The organism is Mesorhizobium vachelliae, assembly GCF_033977325.1.
GTDB lineage: Bacteria > Pseudomonadota > Alphaproteobacteria > Rhizobiales > Rhizobiaceae > Mesorhizobium > Mesorhizobium vachelliae.
In genome coordinates this window covers 193,994-209,036 of sequence record NZ_JAVIIR010000008.1, presented here as the reverse complement: position 1 = coordinate 209,036, position 15,043 = coordinate 193,994, and the positions used below count along the sequence as shown (strand labels likewise).

Genomic DNA, 15,043 nt, shown 5'->3' with positions numbered 1-15,043 from the left:
CTTACTGCACCCAGGACTGGGTGATAATCCAGTTGAACTGCGGGTTGAACTTGAAATTGCCGATGCGCTTGCTGACGAAATCAAGCCGCTTCGGCGTGAAGAGACCGACCGCCGGCGCCTTGTCCGTGACCTGCTTGTCGATTGCCGCCCACATTTTGTCGGCCGCCTTCTGGTCGGTCACGCCGAGGTCCAGCGCCTTCTGCATCTGGGCGTCGATATCTTTGTCGCAGAAGCCGGAAATGTTGATCGAAGCGTCCGAGCCTTCGCGATAGGACGCGCAGCTGAACAGGATGTTCAGGAAGTCCGACGCCGCCGGGTAGTCCTTGTACCACTGCGTGACGGACATCTGCACTTTGTTGTTGGTGTTCTGGATATAGGTGAACTGAAGGTTGGACGAGATCGGCTTGACGTCGGCGACATAGCCGATGTTGGTCAGCACGCTCTGCAGATAGACGCCGATCGACCGCGAGATCGCGGTGTCCTCGACGATGATCGTCACCTTCTGGCCCTTGGTGCCCGATTCCTCGACGAGCTGCTTTGCCTTGTCGACGTCCGGAGCCGACCATTTGGCGCCAGGGTTCTTGGTGAAGGGGCAATAGTCCTCATGTCCGGGGAAGTCCGGCGGCAGAACCTGGCAGACCGGCGAAGCCAGCACCTTGCCGCCGAACAGCTTGACCAGCGTGTTGCGGTCGACTGCGTAAGCGACGGCCTGACGGGCCTTTTCATTGTCGAATGGAGCCATGCGGGTGTTGAGCGGCGCGTACCACCAGGCCGAAAGCGGCGAGATATGCAGCTGGTCCATGGACTTGCTGCCGAGTTCGCCGAGACGGTCGCTGGGCAGCGCGTCGAACATCCAGTCCGCTTCGCCGTTCTGGATGGCCGTCACGGCCGCCTCTTCCGACAGGCCGAAATCATACTGCACGACATCCGGATAGCCGTCCGGCTGGGCTTCCTCGCTCCACTGCTTGAAATTGGGGTTGCGGGAAACCGTCATGCCCTTGTTGGGATCGAAGGCCGAGATCATGTAGGCGCCGGTGCTGGGGATCGGCTTGGAGCCCATATCCTCCGTCGGCGTGTCCGCCGGCAGGATCACGGCATGCGGCAAGGCAAGCTTGTAGAGGATCTCGGCGTCCGGCTTGGTGAGGTTGAGGGTAATCGTGCCAGCCGCCTCGTCGGCCACGACGCCGCCTTCCAGCGTGCAGCTCTTGGTGTCGGCCAGGCATTTGTCGGCGCCGACGATGCCGGCATAGAAGGTGCCCGAGGTCGGGCCGGAAACCTTGAAGATGCGCTGGAACGAGGCGACGACGTCCTTCACGCCGAGGTCCTGCCCGTTGGAGAACTTGATGCCTTTGCGCAGCTTGAAGGTGAAGGTCTTGCCGTCATTGCTGACCGTGGGCAGCGCCTCGGCCAGATCGGGAACGACGGAAAAGCCGTCGACGCCTTCGGCCTTTCGGAAGGCGACCAGGCCGTCATAGATCGGCTGGTACATCTGCCAGCCCTGGTCGGTGTAGTTGATGTGCGGATCGAGCGTTCCGGCCGCCGAGCGGGCAAGAAGGCGAATGGTGCCGCCACGGTGCTCCTTGAGATATTCGGCCTGCGCCGGAGCGAGCCACGAGCCGGCCAGCAATGCCGCGGCCGACGCCGCCAAAAGCAGTTTCTTCATGTCGTCATTCCCCTTTTCTCAGTTGTCGTTGTGGTCCAGGAAGTCTCCCACCACCCGCATGCACAGGTCCTGCTCCTCGACATGGGGCATGTGGCTGGAATGCTCGAATATCTGCCAACGCGATCCCTTGATGCCGTCCTTGAAGGGCTGCACGGTCGCCGGCGTGGCCTCATCGTAACGGCCGGAGATGAGAAGTGTGGGGACATCGATCGCCGGCAGTCGGTCGATGACGCTCCAGCTCTTCAGCGTCCCAATGACATGGAATTCGTTCGGGCCGTTCATCACGTTGTAGACGGTCGGATTGCGCACGATCTGGGCGAAGGTTTCCGTCACCTCGGGCGGGAACGGCACGACCCGGCAGACATGCCGTTCGTAGAACCGCATCGTCGCTTCCTGGTAGGCCGGATCGTCCGTCGTGCCGGCCTGTTCGTGCTTCGTCAGCGTCTCCTGCACGTCCTTGGGCAGATCGGTGCGCAGCCGGTTGGCCTCCTCGACCCAAAGCTTCATCGAAGCCGGCGAGTTGGCGATAGTCAGCGACTTCAGGCCTTTCGGCCGGGTCACGCCATATTCGGCGCCCAGCATGCCGCCCCAGCTCTGCCCCAGCACATGGAAGCCGCCGCGGATGCCGAGATGGTCGATGAGGTTTTCCAGCTCGTCGATGAAGAGTTGGGGCGTCCAGAAATCGGCGCCCTTTTCCGGCAGCAAGGTGGAATTGCCGCAGCCCAACTGGTCGTAGTGGATGACCGCGCGGCCGTCCCGGGCAAGGAGCTTGTAGGCATCGACGTAATTATGCGCGGCGCCCGGCCCGCCATGCAGGATCACCACCGGAGCCTTGCCGGCATCGAGCTCGCCGCTGATCCGATACCAGGTTTCATAGGCGCCGAAGCCGGCCCGACCTTCCTTGCTGACGATCTTGGACGGCATTGCGGTTCCCTGCTTGGTTGAAGACATCTCGTTGCCTAGTTCGCCGCCCGGCCGGATTGCACCCACTCTTCCAGCATCTGCACGCCAAAGGCTGTGGCGCCTTCCCGGCCCAGCGGCCGGTCCTTGTCGGCCAGTTCCTTGCCGGCAATGTCGAGATGCACCCACGGGCGGTCCTCGGTGAAATTGCGCAGGAAGGCAGCCGCATAGGGCGCGTCGCCGTCTTCCATATCCTTGGCGTGATGGCGGATGTCGGCGAAGGGCGATTGCAGCCCCTCGTCATAGGCCCGGTCGAGCGGCAGCTGCCAGAACCTCTCGCCGACCTTTTCCCCGGCCGCGATCATGCGCGAGGCGATGGTGTCGTCGGTGCTGAAAAGGCCGGCAAAGACTGAGCCGAGGCCCCGCATCACCGAATAGGTCAGCGTGGCCAGATCGACGATCACCGACGGATTGAAACGCGAAGCGGCATAGTAGAGGCAGTCGGCCAGGATGAGCCGGCCTTCCGCATCCGTGTCGAACACTTCCACGGTCTGCCCTGACGCCGTCGTGATGATGTCGCGTGGCTTGAGAGCGGTGCCGGACGGCATGTTCTCTGCAATGCCGAGCACGCCGACGGCATGCACCGGGCTGCCTTGCCGTGCGAGCGCAATCAACAGGCCGACCACGGCGGCCGCGCCGCCCATATCGGCCTTCATGTCGAACATCTGCTCGCCGCGCTTGATGCACAGGCCGCCGGTGTCGAAGCAGACGCCCTTGCCGACGAAGGCCAGCGGCTGCGCGGGAGCGCCCTTGCCGCGATAGCGCAGGACGGCGACGCGCGGCGGTCGCGCCGAGCCGGAGCCGACGGCCAGGACCGCATTCATGCCGAGCTCCTTCAGCCGCGCCGCGTCGAGGATCTCGACATCGATGCCGGCCTCGCGCAGCGGCTCCAGGTGGTCATGGAAATTGTCGGGGTGGAGATGGTTCGGCGGCAGGTTGACCAGCGTGCGCGCATATTCGACACCGTCGGCGATGGCGTTGACCCGAGCCAGCGCCGCCTTCAGTTCCGGACCGGCCGCGCCGATCAATTGCACTCGCAAGGTGCGGTCGGCGCCTGCCCCCTGACGCCGGTTGCGCATGTCGAACCGATAGCGCCGCAGCCGCATGCCGAGCGCGACCCGCGCCAAGACTTCCGCAGCCGGAAGCTCGACACCAACGAGTTGGTCCAGCACGAGGGTAGCCGCGCATTCGCCCTTGCCTTCCAGATGCGCGGCAAGCAGACCGCCGGCGCGCGCCAGAGAAAGCGTGGTCACAGCCTCGGCCTTGCCCAAGGCCAGCACCACCACGCGCCGGGCCGATACGGCCTTGGGAGCGATGACGTCGACGCAGGCGCCGGACTCCTCAAGGGCGGCCGGGTCGGAGCATGCGCGGGACAAGATCCCGTCCATTTCAGCATCGAGCGCCGCTGCACGGGGACCAAAACCGTTTTGAGCGGTTTGCAGGACCACGACCACGGAGGTTTCCGCAGAAATCTCGTCCGCCGCTTCAAAGACCGGCACCGGCGACTGAGGCATAAAGCTCGTTCTCCCATTTGCGGGGCGGCTCCTGCCAAGTCGGCTGCGTTACGCGCAAAACCTTCCCTGCCACCGGTGAAGACCGGTGAGGCCGGTTCGCGCCGTTGGGGAATGGTATCGGAGTACCCAAATAATTGTTTTCTGACGGCGACTTAGTCGCTCTTGCCATTTGGGTAGCCCCGAACCGGCCGGGCGATCAAACGCCAATTTTGCCCAAGTCGATTGACAAAAACTCAACTGACAATTCATGATCGGCCAATGGCCCTACCCTCACTCAACGGCATGCGCGCCTTCGAGGCCGCCGCGCGCCTCGGCAGCATCAAGGACGCGGCGGAAGAGCTGCATTTGACGCCTTCGGCCGTCAGCCGCCACATCCGCGCGCTTGAGAGGAACCTTGGCCAGGACCTGTTCGAGCGTGGCTTTCGCCAGATCACCCCGACCATCAGGGGCTCATACTACGCGCGCTCCCTCTCCGAGGCATTCGAGGCCATCTGGCGCGCCACCGACGATGTCAGCTTCGTCCATGGGCACGGCAGGACCCAGCGTGTCAGGGTGCTCTGCGTGCCTGCCGTCCTGAACCTTTGGCTGGCCGACCGCTTGCCTAATTTCCGCAAGCTGCATCCATCCGTGGACCTGGAGATCTCGACGTCGGGCAAGCGGGCCAACTTCGATTTGGCCATTGTCGACGAGTTCGTCTACAAGGCCGGTCCGGCCTTGACGCTGCTGATCCCGCTGGTCCTGACCCCGGTCTGCGCGCCCTCGCTGCTCGAAGGACCGGTGCCGCTCAGGACGCCGGCAGATCTGGTCAATCATCACCTGATCCACGAATGCGAGAGCATGCGTTGGCGGCGCTGGCTGGAACAGGAAGGCGTTCTGGAGACCACGCCGAAATCCAGCACGACGCTCGATGACTGCACCTTGATCATGCGCGAGGTGATAAACGGCGCGGGGATCGCTCTGGCCGACACCATGATGGCGCAGGACCTTCTGCAGCAAGGCAGGCTTGTCGCCCCCTTCAGCGCCCGCCACACCTATCCCGCCGGAATCTATCTGCACCAACGCCGCAGCATCGGAAACAAGCCGGGCACCGGCCTGTTCCAGGACTGGCTGCTCGCCGAGATTGCCGACCACAAGCGGACGATGGGTATCGCGTAGCGCATCTCGGAAAGGTGCCGACCGAGCGCCACGCAACGAAAAAGGCGGCGGCCGTCCGGCCACCGCCTTCGCATCTGTCGACGGCTGCGCTCAACCCTTGATGGTGGCGGTCAGCTCGTCATAGGCCTTGCAGGCTTCGTCGAGCGTCGTCGCGCCCTGATATTTCGTCGTCACGGCCTGCACCTTGGCGGTCAGATCGGCCGCCTTGCTCGGATCCTTGGTGATGGCTTCCTGGAGGGCGGCAGCCATGTCCTGCGCCTTCTTGGCGGCGATTTCCTGCGTACATTCCGGCCCCTTGGAGCAAGCCGAACCGGCCAGCGCCGCAACACCCACGGCAACGAGCAAAAACTTCTTCATGTCAATCATCTCCTCAAAAAAGGCAGCCGCCCATCGCGGCTGCCTTCCAATGGCCGAAGCCGAGCGTGCCATAACCTCTGATTGTGGCCGCACGCAACAACCCGGCCGCGTAAACTTCTGTAACGGAGCTGCAACAGGCGTTTGCCGCGCAGCCTGCCACTTCGTATCCTGGGGCGCGCATCCTGCCCTTTCGACCAGTCCCCGCGCCCTTGCCTCCCGCTCCCGGGGCATGCAAGGAGTGCTTCTGATGCATGTCGCCCAGAAGTGTGCAGCGGTTCTGGGCGACATGCATCAAGCAAAGACCTAAGGCGCATCGCCTGAATCTGTTTCAGGCGACGCGCCTTAGACCAACGGGATGACAGGCATGGCGGTTGAAGCCTCGAGCAGCGATCTGGTGCAGGTGGTGGCGCTGCTCGCCGCGGGCGTCGTCGCCGTGCCGATCTTCAAGCGCATGGGGCTCGGCTCGATCCTCGGCTATCTCGCAGCCGGCGTGGTCATCGGCCCGTTCGGCCTGCGCATCTTTTCCGAATCGGAAGCGATCCTCCACGTCGCCGAGCTCGGCGTCGTCATGTTCCTGTTCATCATCGGCCTGGAGATGCAGCCGTCACGGCTCTGGGGACTGCGCCGCGAGATCTTTGGACTTGGCGCGCTGCAGGTCGGCGTCTGCGCCGTCCTGCTCACTCTCGTCGGACTGGCCGGCGGCTTTCCGATCGCGCAGTCCTTCGTCGCCGGCGCCGGCTTCGTCCTGACCTCGACGGCGATCGTCATGCAGTTGCTGGAGGAGCGCGGCGAGATCGCCACGCCGAAAGGCCAACGCATCGTCTCCATCCTGCTGCTCGAAGACCTGACGATCGTGCCGCTGCTTGCGCTGGTGGCGTTCCTCGCGCCGGGCGGCGCCGAGACCAGTTTTTCGGAGCGGCTGACCGAAGTCGGCATAGGCATCGCCGCGATCGTCGGGCTGGTCGTGGCCGGCCGTTACCTGCTCAATCCGCTTTTCCGCATCCTGGCGGACGCCCGCGCTCGCGAAGTCATGACCGCCGCCGCCCTGCTTGTGGTGCTGGGATCTGCGCTCGCCATGCAGCTCTCCGGCCTGTCGATGGCGATGGGCGCCTTCCTCGCCGGCGTGCTCCTATCGGAATCGACCTTTCGCCATCAGCTCGAAGCCGATGTCGAGCCGTTCCGCGGCATCCTGCTCGGCCTGTTCTTCCTCGCCGTCGGCATGTCGCTCGACCTTGGCGTCGTCGCCCGGAACTGGCGGCTCGTCGCCGTCTATGTCGTCGCCTACATGGTCATGAAAGCCGTCGGCATCTACGTCGTCGCGCGTATCCTGAAGAGCGGCCACCGCGAGGCGCTCGAACGCGCCGTCTTCATGGCGCAGGGCGGCGAGTTCGCCTTCGTGCTCTATTCGTCCGCCGCCGCGGTCGGCATCATCGACGGCCAGGCCAACGCCACGCTGACCGCCATCGTCATCATCTCGATGGTGCTGACGCCGCTTGCGATCGTGGCGCTGCGCTACCTCACCCCGCGCGACGAGCAGTCGCTCGACGGCGTCGACATCGCCGAGGGCCTCACCGGCAGCGTGCTGATCATCGGCTTCGGCCGCTTCGGCCAGATCGCCAGCCAGCCGCTTCTGCTGCGCGGGCTGGACGTCTCGATCATCGACAACGAGGTGGAGATGATCCAGGCGGCGGCCGATTTCGGCTTCAAGGTCTATTACGGCGACGGCACGAGGCTGGACATCCTGCATGCGGCCGGCGCCGGGCGCGCCCGCGCGGTGCTGATCTGCGTCGACAAGCCGGACGCCGCCGTGCGCATCGCCCAGCTGATCAAGGCCGAATTCCCGTTGGTCACCATTCTGGCGCGCGCCTTCGACCGCGGCACCGCGCTGCAGCTCGTGCGCGCTGGCGTCGACTACCAATTGCGTGAAACCTTCGAATCGGCGCTGGTCTTCGGCGGCTCAGCGCTCGAGGCGCTGGGCGTCGATCCGGAAGAGGTCGCCGAGGTCATCGAGGACGTGCGGCGCCGCGACGAAGCGCGCTTCGAGACGCAATTGGCCGAAGGCGTGCGCGCCGGCCAGCGTTTCCTGAAGGGCAATATCGGCACACCGATCCCGACGCCGCTGACGCAACCGCGCCGCGCCGGCCGGGCGCTGAACCAGGAAACCGCCGTCGTGCTGAACCAGGCAGAAACGAAGAACTGAGGGGCAAGGCATGGCAGAGCTCGATCCGCGAGCGCTTTCGGTCACCAAATTCTGGCGCGCTGCCGGCGAAGATGCCTGGTTCGAGAAGAACGACGCCTTCGACGCGGATTTCCGCAACCGCTTTCTGGACTTGCATTACGCAGCCGCGCGGCGCGAATGCGACGACTGGAACGCGCATGCCGAAGGCTCGCTGGCGCTGATGATCCTGCTCGACCAATTCCCGCGCAACTGCTTCCGCGGCAGCGGCCACATGTACGCCACCGATCCGCTCGCCAGACACTTCGCCGACAGGGCAATCGCCGCGGGCCAGGACCTGGAACTGGACGAGCTGGTTCGCGTCTTTCTCTATTTGCCCTTCGAGCATTCCGAATTGCTGGCGGACCAGCAACGGTCAGTCGAGGTGACGGCCGCCAGAGCGCCCGAGTATCTGAAATACGCCGAGGAGCATCTGGAGATCATCCGGCGCTTCGGACGCTTCCCGCATCGTAACCGCATGCTTGGCCGCGCGACGACCGCCGAGGAACAGGCGTTCTTGGACGGCGGCGGTTTTTCCGGTTGATGCCGGCTAACCACAGATTGGGAAGCATGTTGTGAAAAGCTTCGAAGCGCGAATGATTGGCAAGTCAATCCGATCTGTCGAAAGGAACGAACCGGGGTTTGGGATCAGCGTTCTTTTCACCGACGGCACCGGGCTCGCTGTCCATTCGGAGGTATCGCTGCGCATGAGCGATACAGCGGCAAGAATCGAGCGCGTTACATCGACTAAGCAAGAGGTCATCTTGCATTTGAGCGAGCATGATTTCCTCGCGATATCGATTGACCGCCAAAAGTACGACGCTGTCGAATTGTTCGTCTACCAGGACGCCGACGGCACTTTCGTTGTCGAGAATTAGACGACGTTAAGCCAACCACCATTCGTGGCCCGAGGGCAGCCTCTCGATGCCGGAAATATCGACGGCTTTGAGCCGTTCCGACACGCTCCTGCCGCCGACCGAAAGCGCGGGCGCGATCTCGGCCAGGGGCGCCAGCACGAAGGCGCGCTCCAGCATGCGCGGATGCGGCACTTCGAGCCCGGTCTCGTGGATCACCCGGTCGCCGAAGACCAATATGTCTATGTCGATCAGGCGCGGCCCCCAGCGCTCCTCGCGCACGCGCTTCAACCGCCTCTCGACATCGAGGCAAAGCTCGAGCAGCGCGCGAGGCGAGAGCGCCGTCTCGATCGCCGCGGCGGCGTTGAGGAAATCGGGCTGGTCGAGCTTGCCCCAGGGCGGCGTGCGGTAGAGCGAGGAGACGGCGGTGACGCGCGTCGCGTCGTCGCCGTCCAGCATGCGCAATGCCGCGCCCATGGACCTAGCCGGGTCGCCCAGATTGCCGCCGAGGCTGAGGTAGACGGCGCTATTCCGGCCAGACAACGGTCACCTCGACATGATCGAGCACGCCCGGCACCGGGGCGTTCGGTTTGCGCACGGTGATCGCGGCTTTCCTGATCTGAGAAAACCTGGCAGCCAGCGCTTTCGCTACCTCCAGTGCCAGCGCCTCGATGAGGAAGCGGCGATGTCCGGTCACGATCTCCTCGATGACCGAGAAGGCGACGCCGTAATTGACGGTATCCTCGATGGAATCCTCCGTCAGCGGGCGGCTGGGCTCGACGGTCAGCTCGGCGTCGACATAGAAACGCTGGCCAAGCGTCTCCTCCTCGTCCAGCACGCCGTGGCGGGCGAAGAAGGCGCAGTTCTTCATACGGATGACGTACATGATCAGTGTCCGGGAGGAAGCTCGGTTTCGCGTTGAAGCATAGCATCGGTCACCGCCAGCGCATCCACGTTGATTGCGACATCGTGGACGCGAAACAGGTCGGCTCCTTTCAAGCGCAGGATGACGCTGGTGGCCGCCGTGCCGGCGGCCCGTTCGGCGGGCTCGCGCCCGGTGGCGTTGCCGATGAAGCGCTTGCGCGAGGTCCCCGCCATCAGCGGATAGCCGAGCGCCTGAAGCTCGGAAAACCGCGCCATCAGGTCGAGGTTTTCCTCCGCCGTTTCCTTGGCGAAGCCGAAGCCGGCATCGAGCACGATCTGGCTGTCGGCGACCTTGCCGGCACGCGCTATCTCCAGCGATTTGCGCAGGAACAGGAACTGGTCCTCGATCACGTCGGGCAGCTTCTGCCGTTCGCGCCCGGTATGCATGATGACGAGCCCGGCGCCGGTCTCCGCGGCGACGCGCGCGATACCGGGTTCGCGCTGCAGCCCCCAGACGTCGTTCACGATATGCGCGCCGGCGGCGACCCCAAGCCGCGCCGTCTCCTCGCGATAGGTGTCGACCGAGATCAGCGCTTCGCCCGAAGCGGCGAGCGCCGCGATCACGGGCAGCACGCGCGCCTGCTCTTCCTCGGCCGAGATCGGGGCAAAACCCGGCCGGGTCGATTCCCCGCCGACATCGATGACGGCCGCGCCCTCCTTCACCATGCGGCGCGCCTGCTCCAGCGCCTTTTCAGGCGCGATGAACAGGCCGCCGTCGGAAAAGCTGTCGGGCGTCACATTGAGGATGCCGACGACGACCGCCTTCGGACCGAGGTCGAGATAGCGCCCATGCGCCAGCTGCCATCGCCTTGTCGTCATTGTCCATCAACCATGCGTGATCCGCGCGAAATCAATTTCGTTGCGCTGGCGACGGCCCTAAAGCAAGGTGCGTGAAGAGGCAATATGATGAACCGATCCCTGCTCTGCGCCTTGATGCTCTCGCTCACCGCCATGCCGGCGGGCGCGGCCAATCTGGTGAAGACCTACAGCTATTTCAGCGTCGGCGGCCGCACGCTCGACGACATCCAGAACCAGCTCTCGAGAAACGGTCCCGAGGTGAAGAGCACCGGCTCGCGGCACCCGGGCGCCACGCAGATGGCCTTCACGACCCGCATCAGCTACGCGCAGAGCGCCGGGGCCTGCCGCATCGCCGACGCGGCCGTCACCGTGAAGGTCAAGGTGATCCTCCCCGAATGGCGGCGTCCGCGCAAAGCCGATCCCGATGTCAGGCTGTTCTGGGACACGCTCTCGGCCGACATCAAGCGGCATGAGGAGCGCCATGTCGAGATCGCCAAGAACCATGCGCGCCTGCTCGAGGACGCGCTGAAAGCCGTCCCTCCGCAAAAGACATGCGAAGAGGCAAAGGCCAAGGCAGCAGCGATCCAGGCCGCAGAGCTCGCCAGGCATGATCAGGATCAGGTGCGCTTCGACCGCGTCGAGAGCGTCAATTTCGAAAGCCGTATCCTTCGCCTGATGCGCTACCGGATGCAGCGCGTCGAAGCCGGCCAGTTGCCACCGCCTTGACCCGGAAGGGCCCGAGGCCAATTTCGCCCAAGCATGGTGCCAGACCGGGAAAACTTTCGAAGGGCGGTCGAAATCGACCTATATCGCACGACATATAGCTGGTTCGAAACATTCGAGCCGCAATCCACGATGAGAAATGACAGGCGCGATCGGCCGGGGCCGTCTTGGCGCGCCAAGCATCAGCCTTTGAAAGAATGACGCATGGACCAGACCGTCGAGAAACAGGCGATGGCGCCGAAAGCCGCGCCGGTGATAAGCGAGAGCGAGAAGAATACCATCATCGGCGGCGTGCTGTTGTCGATGCTGCTGGCGGCGCTTGACCAGACCATCGTTGCCCCCGCCCTGCCGACGATCGCGCGCGCTCTCGGCCATGCCGAATATCTGCCATGGATTGTCACCGGCTATCTTTTGACCGCGACGGCGGTGGCGCCGCTCTACGGGAAGATTTCCGATGTCTATGGACGCCGGCCGGTCATCCACACCGGCATCCTTATCTTTCTGCTCGGATCGCTGGTCAGCGCGCTCGCTCCCAACATGCTGGTGCTGGTCGTCGGCCGCGCCATCCAGGGCGCCGGCGGCGGCGGTCTCTTCGCGCTGGCCCAGACGGTGATCGGCGATCTCGTGCCGCCGCGCGAGCGCGCCCGCTACGCGGCCTGGATCTCCGGCACCTGGGCGGTGGCCAGCATTGCCGGTCCGCTGCTCGGCGGCGTCTTTGCCGAACACCTGCACTGGTCGTTGATCTTCTGGATCAACCTGCCGATCGGCTTCCTGGCCATGGCCATCGTCAACAATCCGCTGAAGAAGCTGCCGATCGCAGCCAAGCATCACCGCATCGACGGGTTGGGGGCGGTGCTGCTGGTCATCGCCACCGCGCTGCTGCTTCTGGCGCTCAGCTGGGGCGGCAGCGCCTATCCGTGGTTCTCACCGGAGATCCTCGGGCTGGTGGCCTGCTCGGCCGTGTTCTGGTTCTTCTTCGCGCTGAGGCTGCTGAGGGCGGCCGAGCCTTTGGTCTCGCTCGAAGTGCTGGGCAACCCCATCGTGCTCGCCGGCACACTGTCGATGTTCCTGCTGCAGGCCGCCAACATCGGCGCATCGGTCTACCTGCCGGTCTATCTGCAATCGATCGTCGGGCTTTCGGTGAGCGAATCCGGCACGGCGATGCTCGGCCTCCTGCTCGGCACGGTTGCCGGCGCCGCCTTCAGTGGCCGCATGATCACGCGCTTTGTCCACTACAAGCGCATCGCCATGATCGGCATCAGCCTGGCGATCGTCTGCATAGGCCTGCTCAGTGCCATTGCGGGACACGCCTCGCTGCTCGAAGTCGAAATCCTGACCACGCTGATCGGCCTGGGCAGCGGCACGACCTTTCCGGTCGCCACAGTCTCGGTCCAGAACGCGGTCGACCGCGCCCATCTCGGCGTCGCGACGGGCGTGCTGACCTTCCTGCGCACGCTTGGCGGGGCGCTGGGCGTCGCCATGCTCGGCGCCGTTGCGCTAGGCTATGGCCTGCCCTTGGCCGCCGAAGGATCGCAGACGCGCATCCAGCTGACATCGGCGACGCCGTTCGTGATGATCTTCCTCACCGCCGGCATCACGCTTGTGCTGACGCTGATCACGCTGGCCCTGATGCCCGAAAAGGAACTGCGCGGCCACGAAGAGCACGCGGCCCCCGTGCTCGCGGAATAACTTTCTTCAGTCGTGGACGCCGAGCTTCTTCTGCAGACTGGTCGACGAGGTCGTGTACTGGAAGACGATGCGCTCGCCGGGGCTGACGATGCGCTTGGCGGCCTGCGCCATCAGCGCGACCTCATGGAAGCCTGACAGGATCAGCTTGAGCTTGCCGGGATACCAGTTGATGTCACCCACCGCAAAGATGCCTGGGATCGACGTCTGGAACTTCTCGGTGTCCACCGGGATGAGGTTCTCATGCAGGTTGAGGCCCCATTCGGCGATCGGCCCGAGCTTCATGGTGAGGCCGAAGAACGGCAGCATGCGGGTGCACGGCACCTCGACGTCGCCATCCGGCCCGCCCTTGATGGTCGCCGATGCAAGCTGGCCGCCGGCCCCGGCGAGGCCGCTGACCTGGCCGACGAGGAATTGCAGCTGCTTCAGCTCCTGCATGGCATACATCTTGTTGACGCTGTCGGGCGCCGCCCGGAATTCCGGGCGGCGATGGACCAGCGTCACACTTTTGGCGATCGACTGCAGGTTGAGCGTCCAGTCGAGCGCCGAATCGCCGCCGCCGACGATGACGAGGTCGTGCCCGCGAAATTCCTCCATGCGCCGGACGGAATAGAAGACGCTCTTGCCTTCATACGCCTCGATGCCGGGAATGGGCGGACGCTTGGGCTGGAACGAGCCGCCGCCGGCGGCGATCACCACCACCTTGGCCTCGAACACTTCGCCTTCGTCCGTGGCGACCCGGAAGCTGCCGTCCTCCAGCTTTTCCAGGCTCGAGACCATGCGGTTGAAGGTGAACTCCGGCTTGAACGGATGGATCTGCTCCATCAGCTTGTCGACAAGACCCTGGGCCGAGATCGTGGGCCAGCCCGGAATGTCGTAGATCGGCTTTTCCGGATAGAGTTCCGCGCATTGCCCGCCGGGGCGGTCGAGAATGTCGATGAGGTGGCATTTCATGTCGAGGAGGCCGAGCTCGAACACGGCGAACAGGCCAACCGGCCCTGCCCCGACAATGAGAACGTCTGTCTTGATGGTATCGGTCATGCGCGGCGCCCCGTTGGCAAACGGTGCGAGACTGCATGAGCTATCGCCCGCTGCCAAGGAGCCAGCGCGAAAGAATATTGGAAGTCGGCTTTTTAGCCCTGGCGTTCGGGCACGCGCACCACCAGCCCGTCCAGCGCATCGCGCACCTTGATCTGGCAGGACAGGCGCGAATTCGGCCGGACGTCATAAGCGAAGTCCAGCATGTCCTCTTCCATCGCCTCCGGCTCGCCGACCTCGGCCGTCCATGCCTCGTCGACATAGACATGGCAGGTCGCGCAAGCGCAGGCGCCGCCGCATTCGGCCTCGATGCCGGGCACCGCGTTGCGGATCGCATTTTCCATCACCGTCGAGCCGTTTTCGGCGTCCACGTCAAATCGGGTCCCGTCATGGGCGATGTAAGTCAGCTTGGTCATTAAGTCACCTGAGGAGTCGCAGCCGAGATAATCACTCCGCCGGACAAGTCAACTGCGGCGCGAAAGCGCCACGAAATGACGTTTTTCAAAAAGTTAATGCTAGCGGCTGATGCCGGCGATGAAATCGCGCACTTCCTCGATCAGCGCGCCGAGCCGCTTGAGCGCCCGCACATCTTCCGGCTGCTTTTCGATGATCGCCGCGCATTCGGCGACCGCAAAGGCGCCGATGCCGCGCGCCGAGCCCTTCAGGCCATGCGCCAGAAGCACTCTCTGCCTTGCGTCCGCATCGGCGAGCTGATCGCGGACGGTGAGCGACTGATGCACGAACAGCGCCAACACCTCCCGTTCGAGGTCGCGGTCGCCCATTGTCTGACGTGCCAGATGACCGAGATCCACAGGTCGGGCTCCGGCCGTTCCGGAGGCATCACCCCCCGGCATGGAAAACGCAATACCAGTTTCGCCACGCATACGCACTGCAACTCCATCAAGCGGGCAGACGGGCCCATAAAAATAGGCGACTCCGGTCGCCAACGGGTTAACGGTTGCAGGGGAAAAATGTTGTCACGGAGGCAGCCGGATCACGCTTCCGTTAACCTTATATTTAAAGTTTTACGTATCGCCCGGAATGCATGTTTTCTTTACCCCTGTGTGTCATTACGATACGAAGGTCCACTTTTCAGCCTCCTGCTCGGGATAGACAAGCCAGAATCGGGCCAGAATCAGGCCAAAATCATAAGTCC

Annotated in this window: 16 protein-coding genes; 6 read left to right on the top strand and 10 right to left on the bottom strand. The window is 64.1% G+C overall.

Features of this window, described 5'->3' with window-relative positions:
• Position 1: 1 nt before the first annotated feature.
• From RFM41_RS18695 to RFM41_RS18685, 3 genes are read right to left on the bottom strand one after another with little or no spacing between them, the layout of a single operon-like run.
• Complete coding sequence (locus tag RFM41_RS18695; protein ID WP_320245004.1) at positions 2 to 1,663, bottom strand: ABC transporter substrate-binding protein; 1,662 nt, start codon at positions 1,661 to 1,663, stop codon at positions 2 to 4.
• An 18-nt stretch (positions 1,664 to 1,681) separates the two neighbouring features.
• Positions 1,682 to 2,587: a proline iminopeptidase-family hydrolase gene (locus tag RFM41_RS18690; protein ID WP_320245003.1), complete on the bottom strand. Its 906-nt coding sequence runs from the start codon at positions 2,585 to 2,587 to the stop codon at positions 1,682 to 1,684.
• Between the two features lie 35 nt (positions 2,588 to 2,622).
• Positions 2,623 to 4,137 (bottom strand): leucyl aminopeptidase, encoded by a 1,515-nt coding sequence (locus tag RFM41_RS18685; RefSeq protein WP_320245002.1) that lies wholly within the window; start codon positions 4,135 to 4,137, stop codon positions 2,623 to 2,625.
• A gap of 258 nt (positions 4,138 to 4,395) precedes the next feature.
• Here RFM41_RS18685 and RFM41_RS18680 point away from each other — a divergent pair, with 258 nt between their 5' ends.
• Entirely contained in the window at positions 4,396 to 5,292 is an 897-nt protein-coding gene (locus tag RFM41_RS18680) for a LysR substrate-binding domain-containing protein (RefSeq protein ID WP_320245001.1), read from the top strand.
• A 90-nt stretch (positions 5,293 to 5,382) separates the two neighbouring features.
• On the opposite strand, the gene RFM41_RS18675 is transcribed toward RFM41_RS18680, so the two are convergent.
• On the bottom strand, positions 5,383 to 5,649 hold the full coding sequence (locus RFM41_RS18675) for a hypothetical protein (RefSeq protein ID WP_040982305.1): 267 nt from the start codon (positions 5,647 to 5,649) through the stop codon (positions 5,383 to 5,385).
• A gap of 364 nt (positions 5,650 to 6,013) precedes the next feature.
• Here RFM41_RS18675 and RFM41_RS18670 point away from each other — a divergent pair, with 364 nt between their 5' ends.
• From RFM41_RS18670 to RFM41_RS18660, 3 genes are read left to right on the top strand one after another with little or no spacing between them, the layout of a single operon-like run.
• The gene (locus RFM41_RS18670; RefSeq protein WP_320245000.1) at positions 6,014 to 7,849 is read left to right on the top strand and encodes a monovalent cation:proton antiporter-2 (CPA2) family protein; all 1,836 of its coding nucleotides are present in this window, start codon (positions 6,014 to 6,016) and stop codon (positions 7,847 to 7,849) included.
• A 10-nt stretch (positions 7,850 to 7,859) separates the two neighbouring features.
• Entirely contained in the window at positions 7,860 to 8,408 is a 549-nt protein-coding gene (locus RFM41_RS18665) for a DUF924 family protein (protein WP_320244999.1), read from the top strand.
• A 31-nt stretch (positions 8,409 to 8,439) separates the two neighbouring features.
• A complete protein-coding gene (locus RFM41_RS18660; protein WP_320244998.1) occupies positions 8,440 to 8,742 on the top strand; it encodes a hypothetical protein in 303 nt (100 codons plus the stop codon).
• A 6-nt stretch (positions 8,743 to 8,748) separates the two neighbouring features.
• Here the strand turns inward: RFM41_RS18660 and folK are convergent, their stop codons facing one another.
• From folK to folP, 3 genes are read right to left on the bottom strand one after another with little or no spacing between them, the layout of a single operon-like run.
• Positions 8,749 to 9,261, bottom strand: coding sequence for a 2-amino-4-hydroxy-6-hydroxymethyldihydropteridine diphosphokinase (gene folK / locus RFM41_RS18655; protein WP_320244997.1), 513 nt, complete (start codon positions 9,259 to 9,261; stop codon positions 8,749 to 8,751).
• Complete coding sequence (gene folB, locus RFM41_RS18650; RefSeq protein WP_320244996.1) at positions 9,245 to 9,604, bottom strand: dihydroneopterin aldolase; 360 nt, start codon at positions 9,602 to 9,604, stop codon at positions 9,245 to 9,247. Before folB ends, folK begins: the two co-directional genes overlap by 17 nt.
• Before the next feature lie 2 nt (positions 9,605 to 9,606).
• A complete protein-coding gene (gene folP, locus RFM41_RS18645; protein WP_320244995.1) occupies positions 9,607 to 10,461 on the bottom strand; it encodes a dihydropteroate synthase in 855 nt (284 codons plus the stop codon).
• An 84-nt stretch (positions 10,462 to 10,545) separates the two neighbouring features.
• On the opposite strand from folP, the gene RFM41_RS18640 reads away from it, so the two are divergent.
• Both RFM41_RS18640 and RFM41_RS18635 read left to right on the top strand, forming a co-directional pair.
• Complete coding sequence (locus tag RFM41_RS18640) at positions 10,546 to 11,166, top strand: DUF922 domain-containing Zn-dependent protease (protein ID WP_320244994.1); 621 nt, start codon at positions 10,546 to 10,548, stop codon at positions 11,164 to 11,166.
• Positions 11,167 to 11,367: 201 nt separating this feature from the next.
• Entirely contained in the window at positions 11,368 to 12,852 is a 1,485-nt protein-coding gene (locus RFM41_RS18635) for an MDR family MFS transporter (RefSeq protein ID WP_320244993.1), read from the top strand.
• Between the two features lie 6 nt (positions 12,853 to 12,858).
• Here RFM41_RS18635 and RFM41_RS18630 read toward each other — a convergent pair whose 3' ends face one another.
• The 3 genes from RFM41_RS18630 to RFM41_RS18620 form a co-directional block, all read right to left on the bottom strand.
• Positions 12,859 to 13,890, bottom strand: a complete 1,032-nt coding sequence (locus tag RFM41_RS18630) for an NAD(P)/FAD-dependent oxidoreductase (RefSeq protein ID WP_320244992.1) — start codon at positions 13,888 to 13,890, stop codon at positions 12,859 to 12,861.
• A 92-nt stretch (positions 13,891 to 13,982) separates the two neighbouring features.
• A complete protein-coding gene (locus RFM41_RS18625; protein WP_041000712.1) occupies positions 13,983 to 14,303 on the bottom strand; it encodes a 2Fe-2S iron-sulfur cluster-binding protein in 321 nt (106 codons plus the stop codon).
• Positions 14,304 to 14,402: 99 nt separating this feature from the next.
• The gene (locus RFM41_RS18620; RefSeq protein ID WP_320244991.1) at positions 14,403 to 14,771 is read right to left on the bottom strand and encodes an Hpt domain-containing protein; all 369 of its coding nucleotides are present in this window, start codon (positions 14,769 to 14,771) and stop codon (positions 14,403 to 14,405) included.
• Positions 14,772 to 15,043 lie beyond the last annotated feature (272 nt).

What these genes read in the sequence shown, in the direction of transcription:
- RFM41_RS18620 (WP_320244991.1), bottom strand. Translation starts at nt 14,771, where the DNA reads ATGCGTGGCGAAACTGGTATTGCGTTTTCCATGCCGGGGGGTGATGCC.
- RFM41_RS18640 (WP_320244994.1), top strand. Translation starts at nt 10,546, where the DNA reads ATGATGAACCGATCCCTGCTCTGCGCCTTGATGCTCTCGCTCACCGCC.
- RFM41_RS18635 (WP_320244993.1), top strand. Translation starts at nt 11,368, where the DNA reads ATGGACCAGACCGTCGAGAAACAGGCGATGGCGCCGAAAGCCGCGCCG.
- RFM41_RS18695 (WP_320245004.1), bottom strand. Translation starts at nt 1,663, where the DNA reads ATGAAGAAACTGCTTTTGGCGGCGTCGGCCGCGGCATTGCTGGCCGGC.
- RFM41_RS18675 (WP_040982305.1), bottom strand. Translation starts at nt 5,649, where the DNA reads ATGAAGAAGTTTTTGCTCGTTGCCGTGGGTGTTGCGGCGCTGGCCGGT.
- RFM41_RS18690 (WP_320245003.1), bottom strand. Translation starts at nt 2,587, where the DNA reads ATGCCGTCCAAGATCGTCAGCAAGGAAGGTCGGGCCGGCTTCGGCGCC.
- RFM41_RS18630 (WP_320244992.1), bottom strand. Translation starts at nt 13,890, where the DNA reads ATGACCGATACCATCAAGACAGACGTTCTCATTGTCGGGGCAGGGCCG.
- folB (WP_320244996.1), bottom strand. Translation starts at nt 9,604, where the DNA reads ATGTACGTCATCCGTATGAAGAACTGCGCCTTCTTCGCCCGCCACGGC.
- RFM41_RS18625 (WP_041000712.1), bottom strand. Translation starts at nt 14,303, where the DNA reads ATGACCAAGCTGACTTACATCGCCCATGACGGGACCCGATTTGACGTG.
- RFM41_RS18680 (WP_320245001.1), top strand. Translation starts at nt 4,396, where the DNA reads ATGGCCCTACCCTCACTCAACGGCATGCGCGCCTTCGAGGCCGCCGCG.
- folP (WP_320244995.1), bottom strand. Translation starts at nt 10,461, where the DNA reads ATGACGACAAGGCGATGGCAGCTGGCGCATGGGCGCTATCTCGACCTC.
- RFM41_RS18685 (WP_320245002.1), bottom strand. Translation starts at nt 4,137, where the DNA reads ATGCCTCAGTCGCCGGTGCCGGTCTTTGAAGCGGCGGACGAGATTTCT.
- RFM41_RS18665 (WP_320244999.1), top strand. Translation starts at nt 7,860, where the DNA reads ATGGCAGAGCTCGATCCGCGAGCGCTTTCGGTCACCAAATTCTGGCGC.
- RFM41_RS18670 (WP_320245000.1), top strand. Translation starts at nt 6,014, where the DNA reads ATGGCGGTTGAAGCCTCGAGCAGCGATCTGGTGCAGGTGGTGGCGCTG.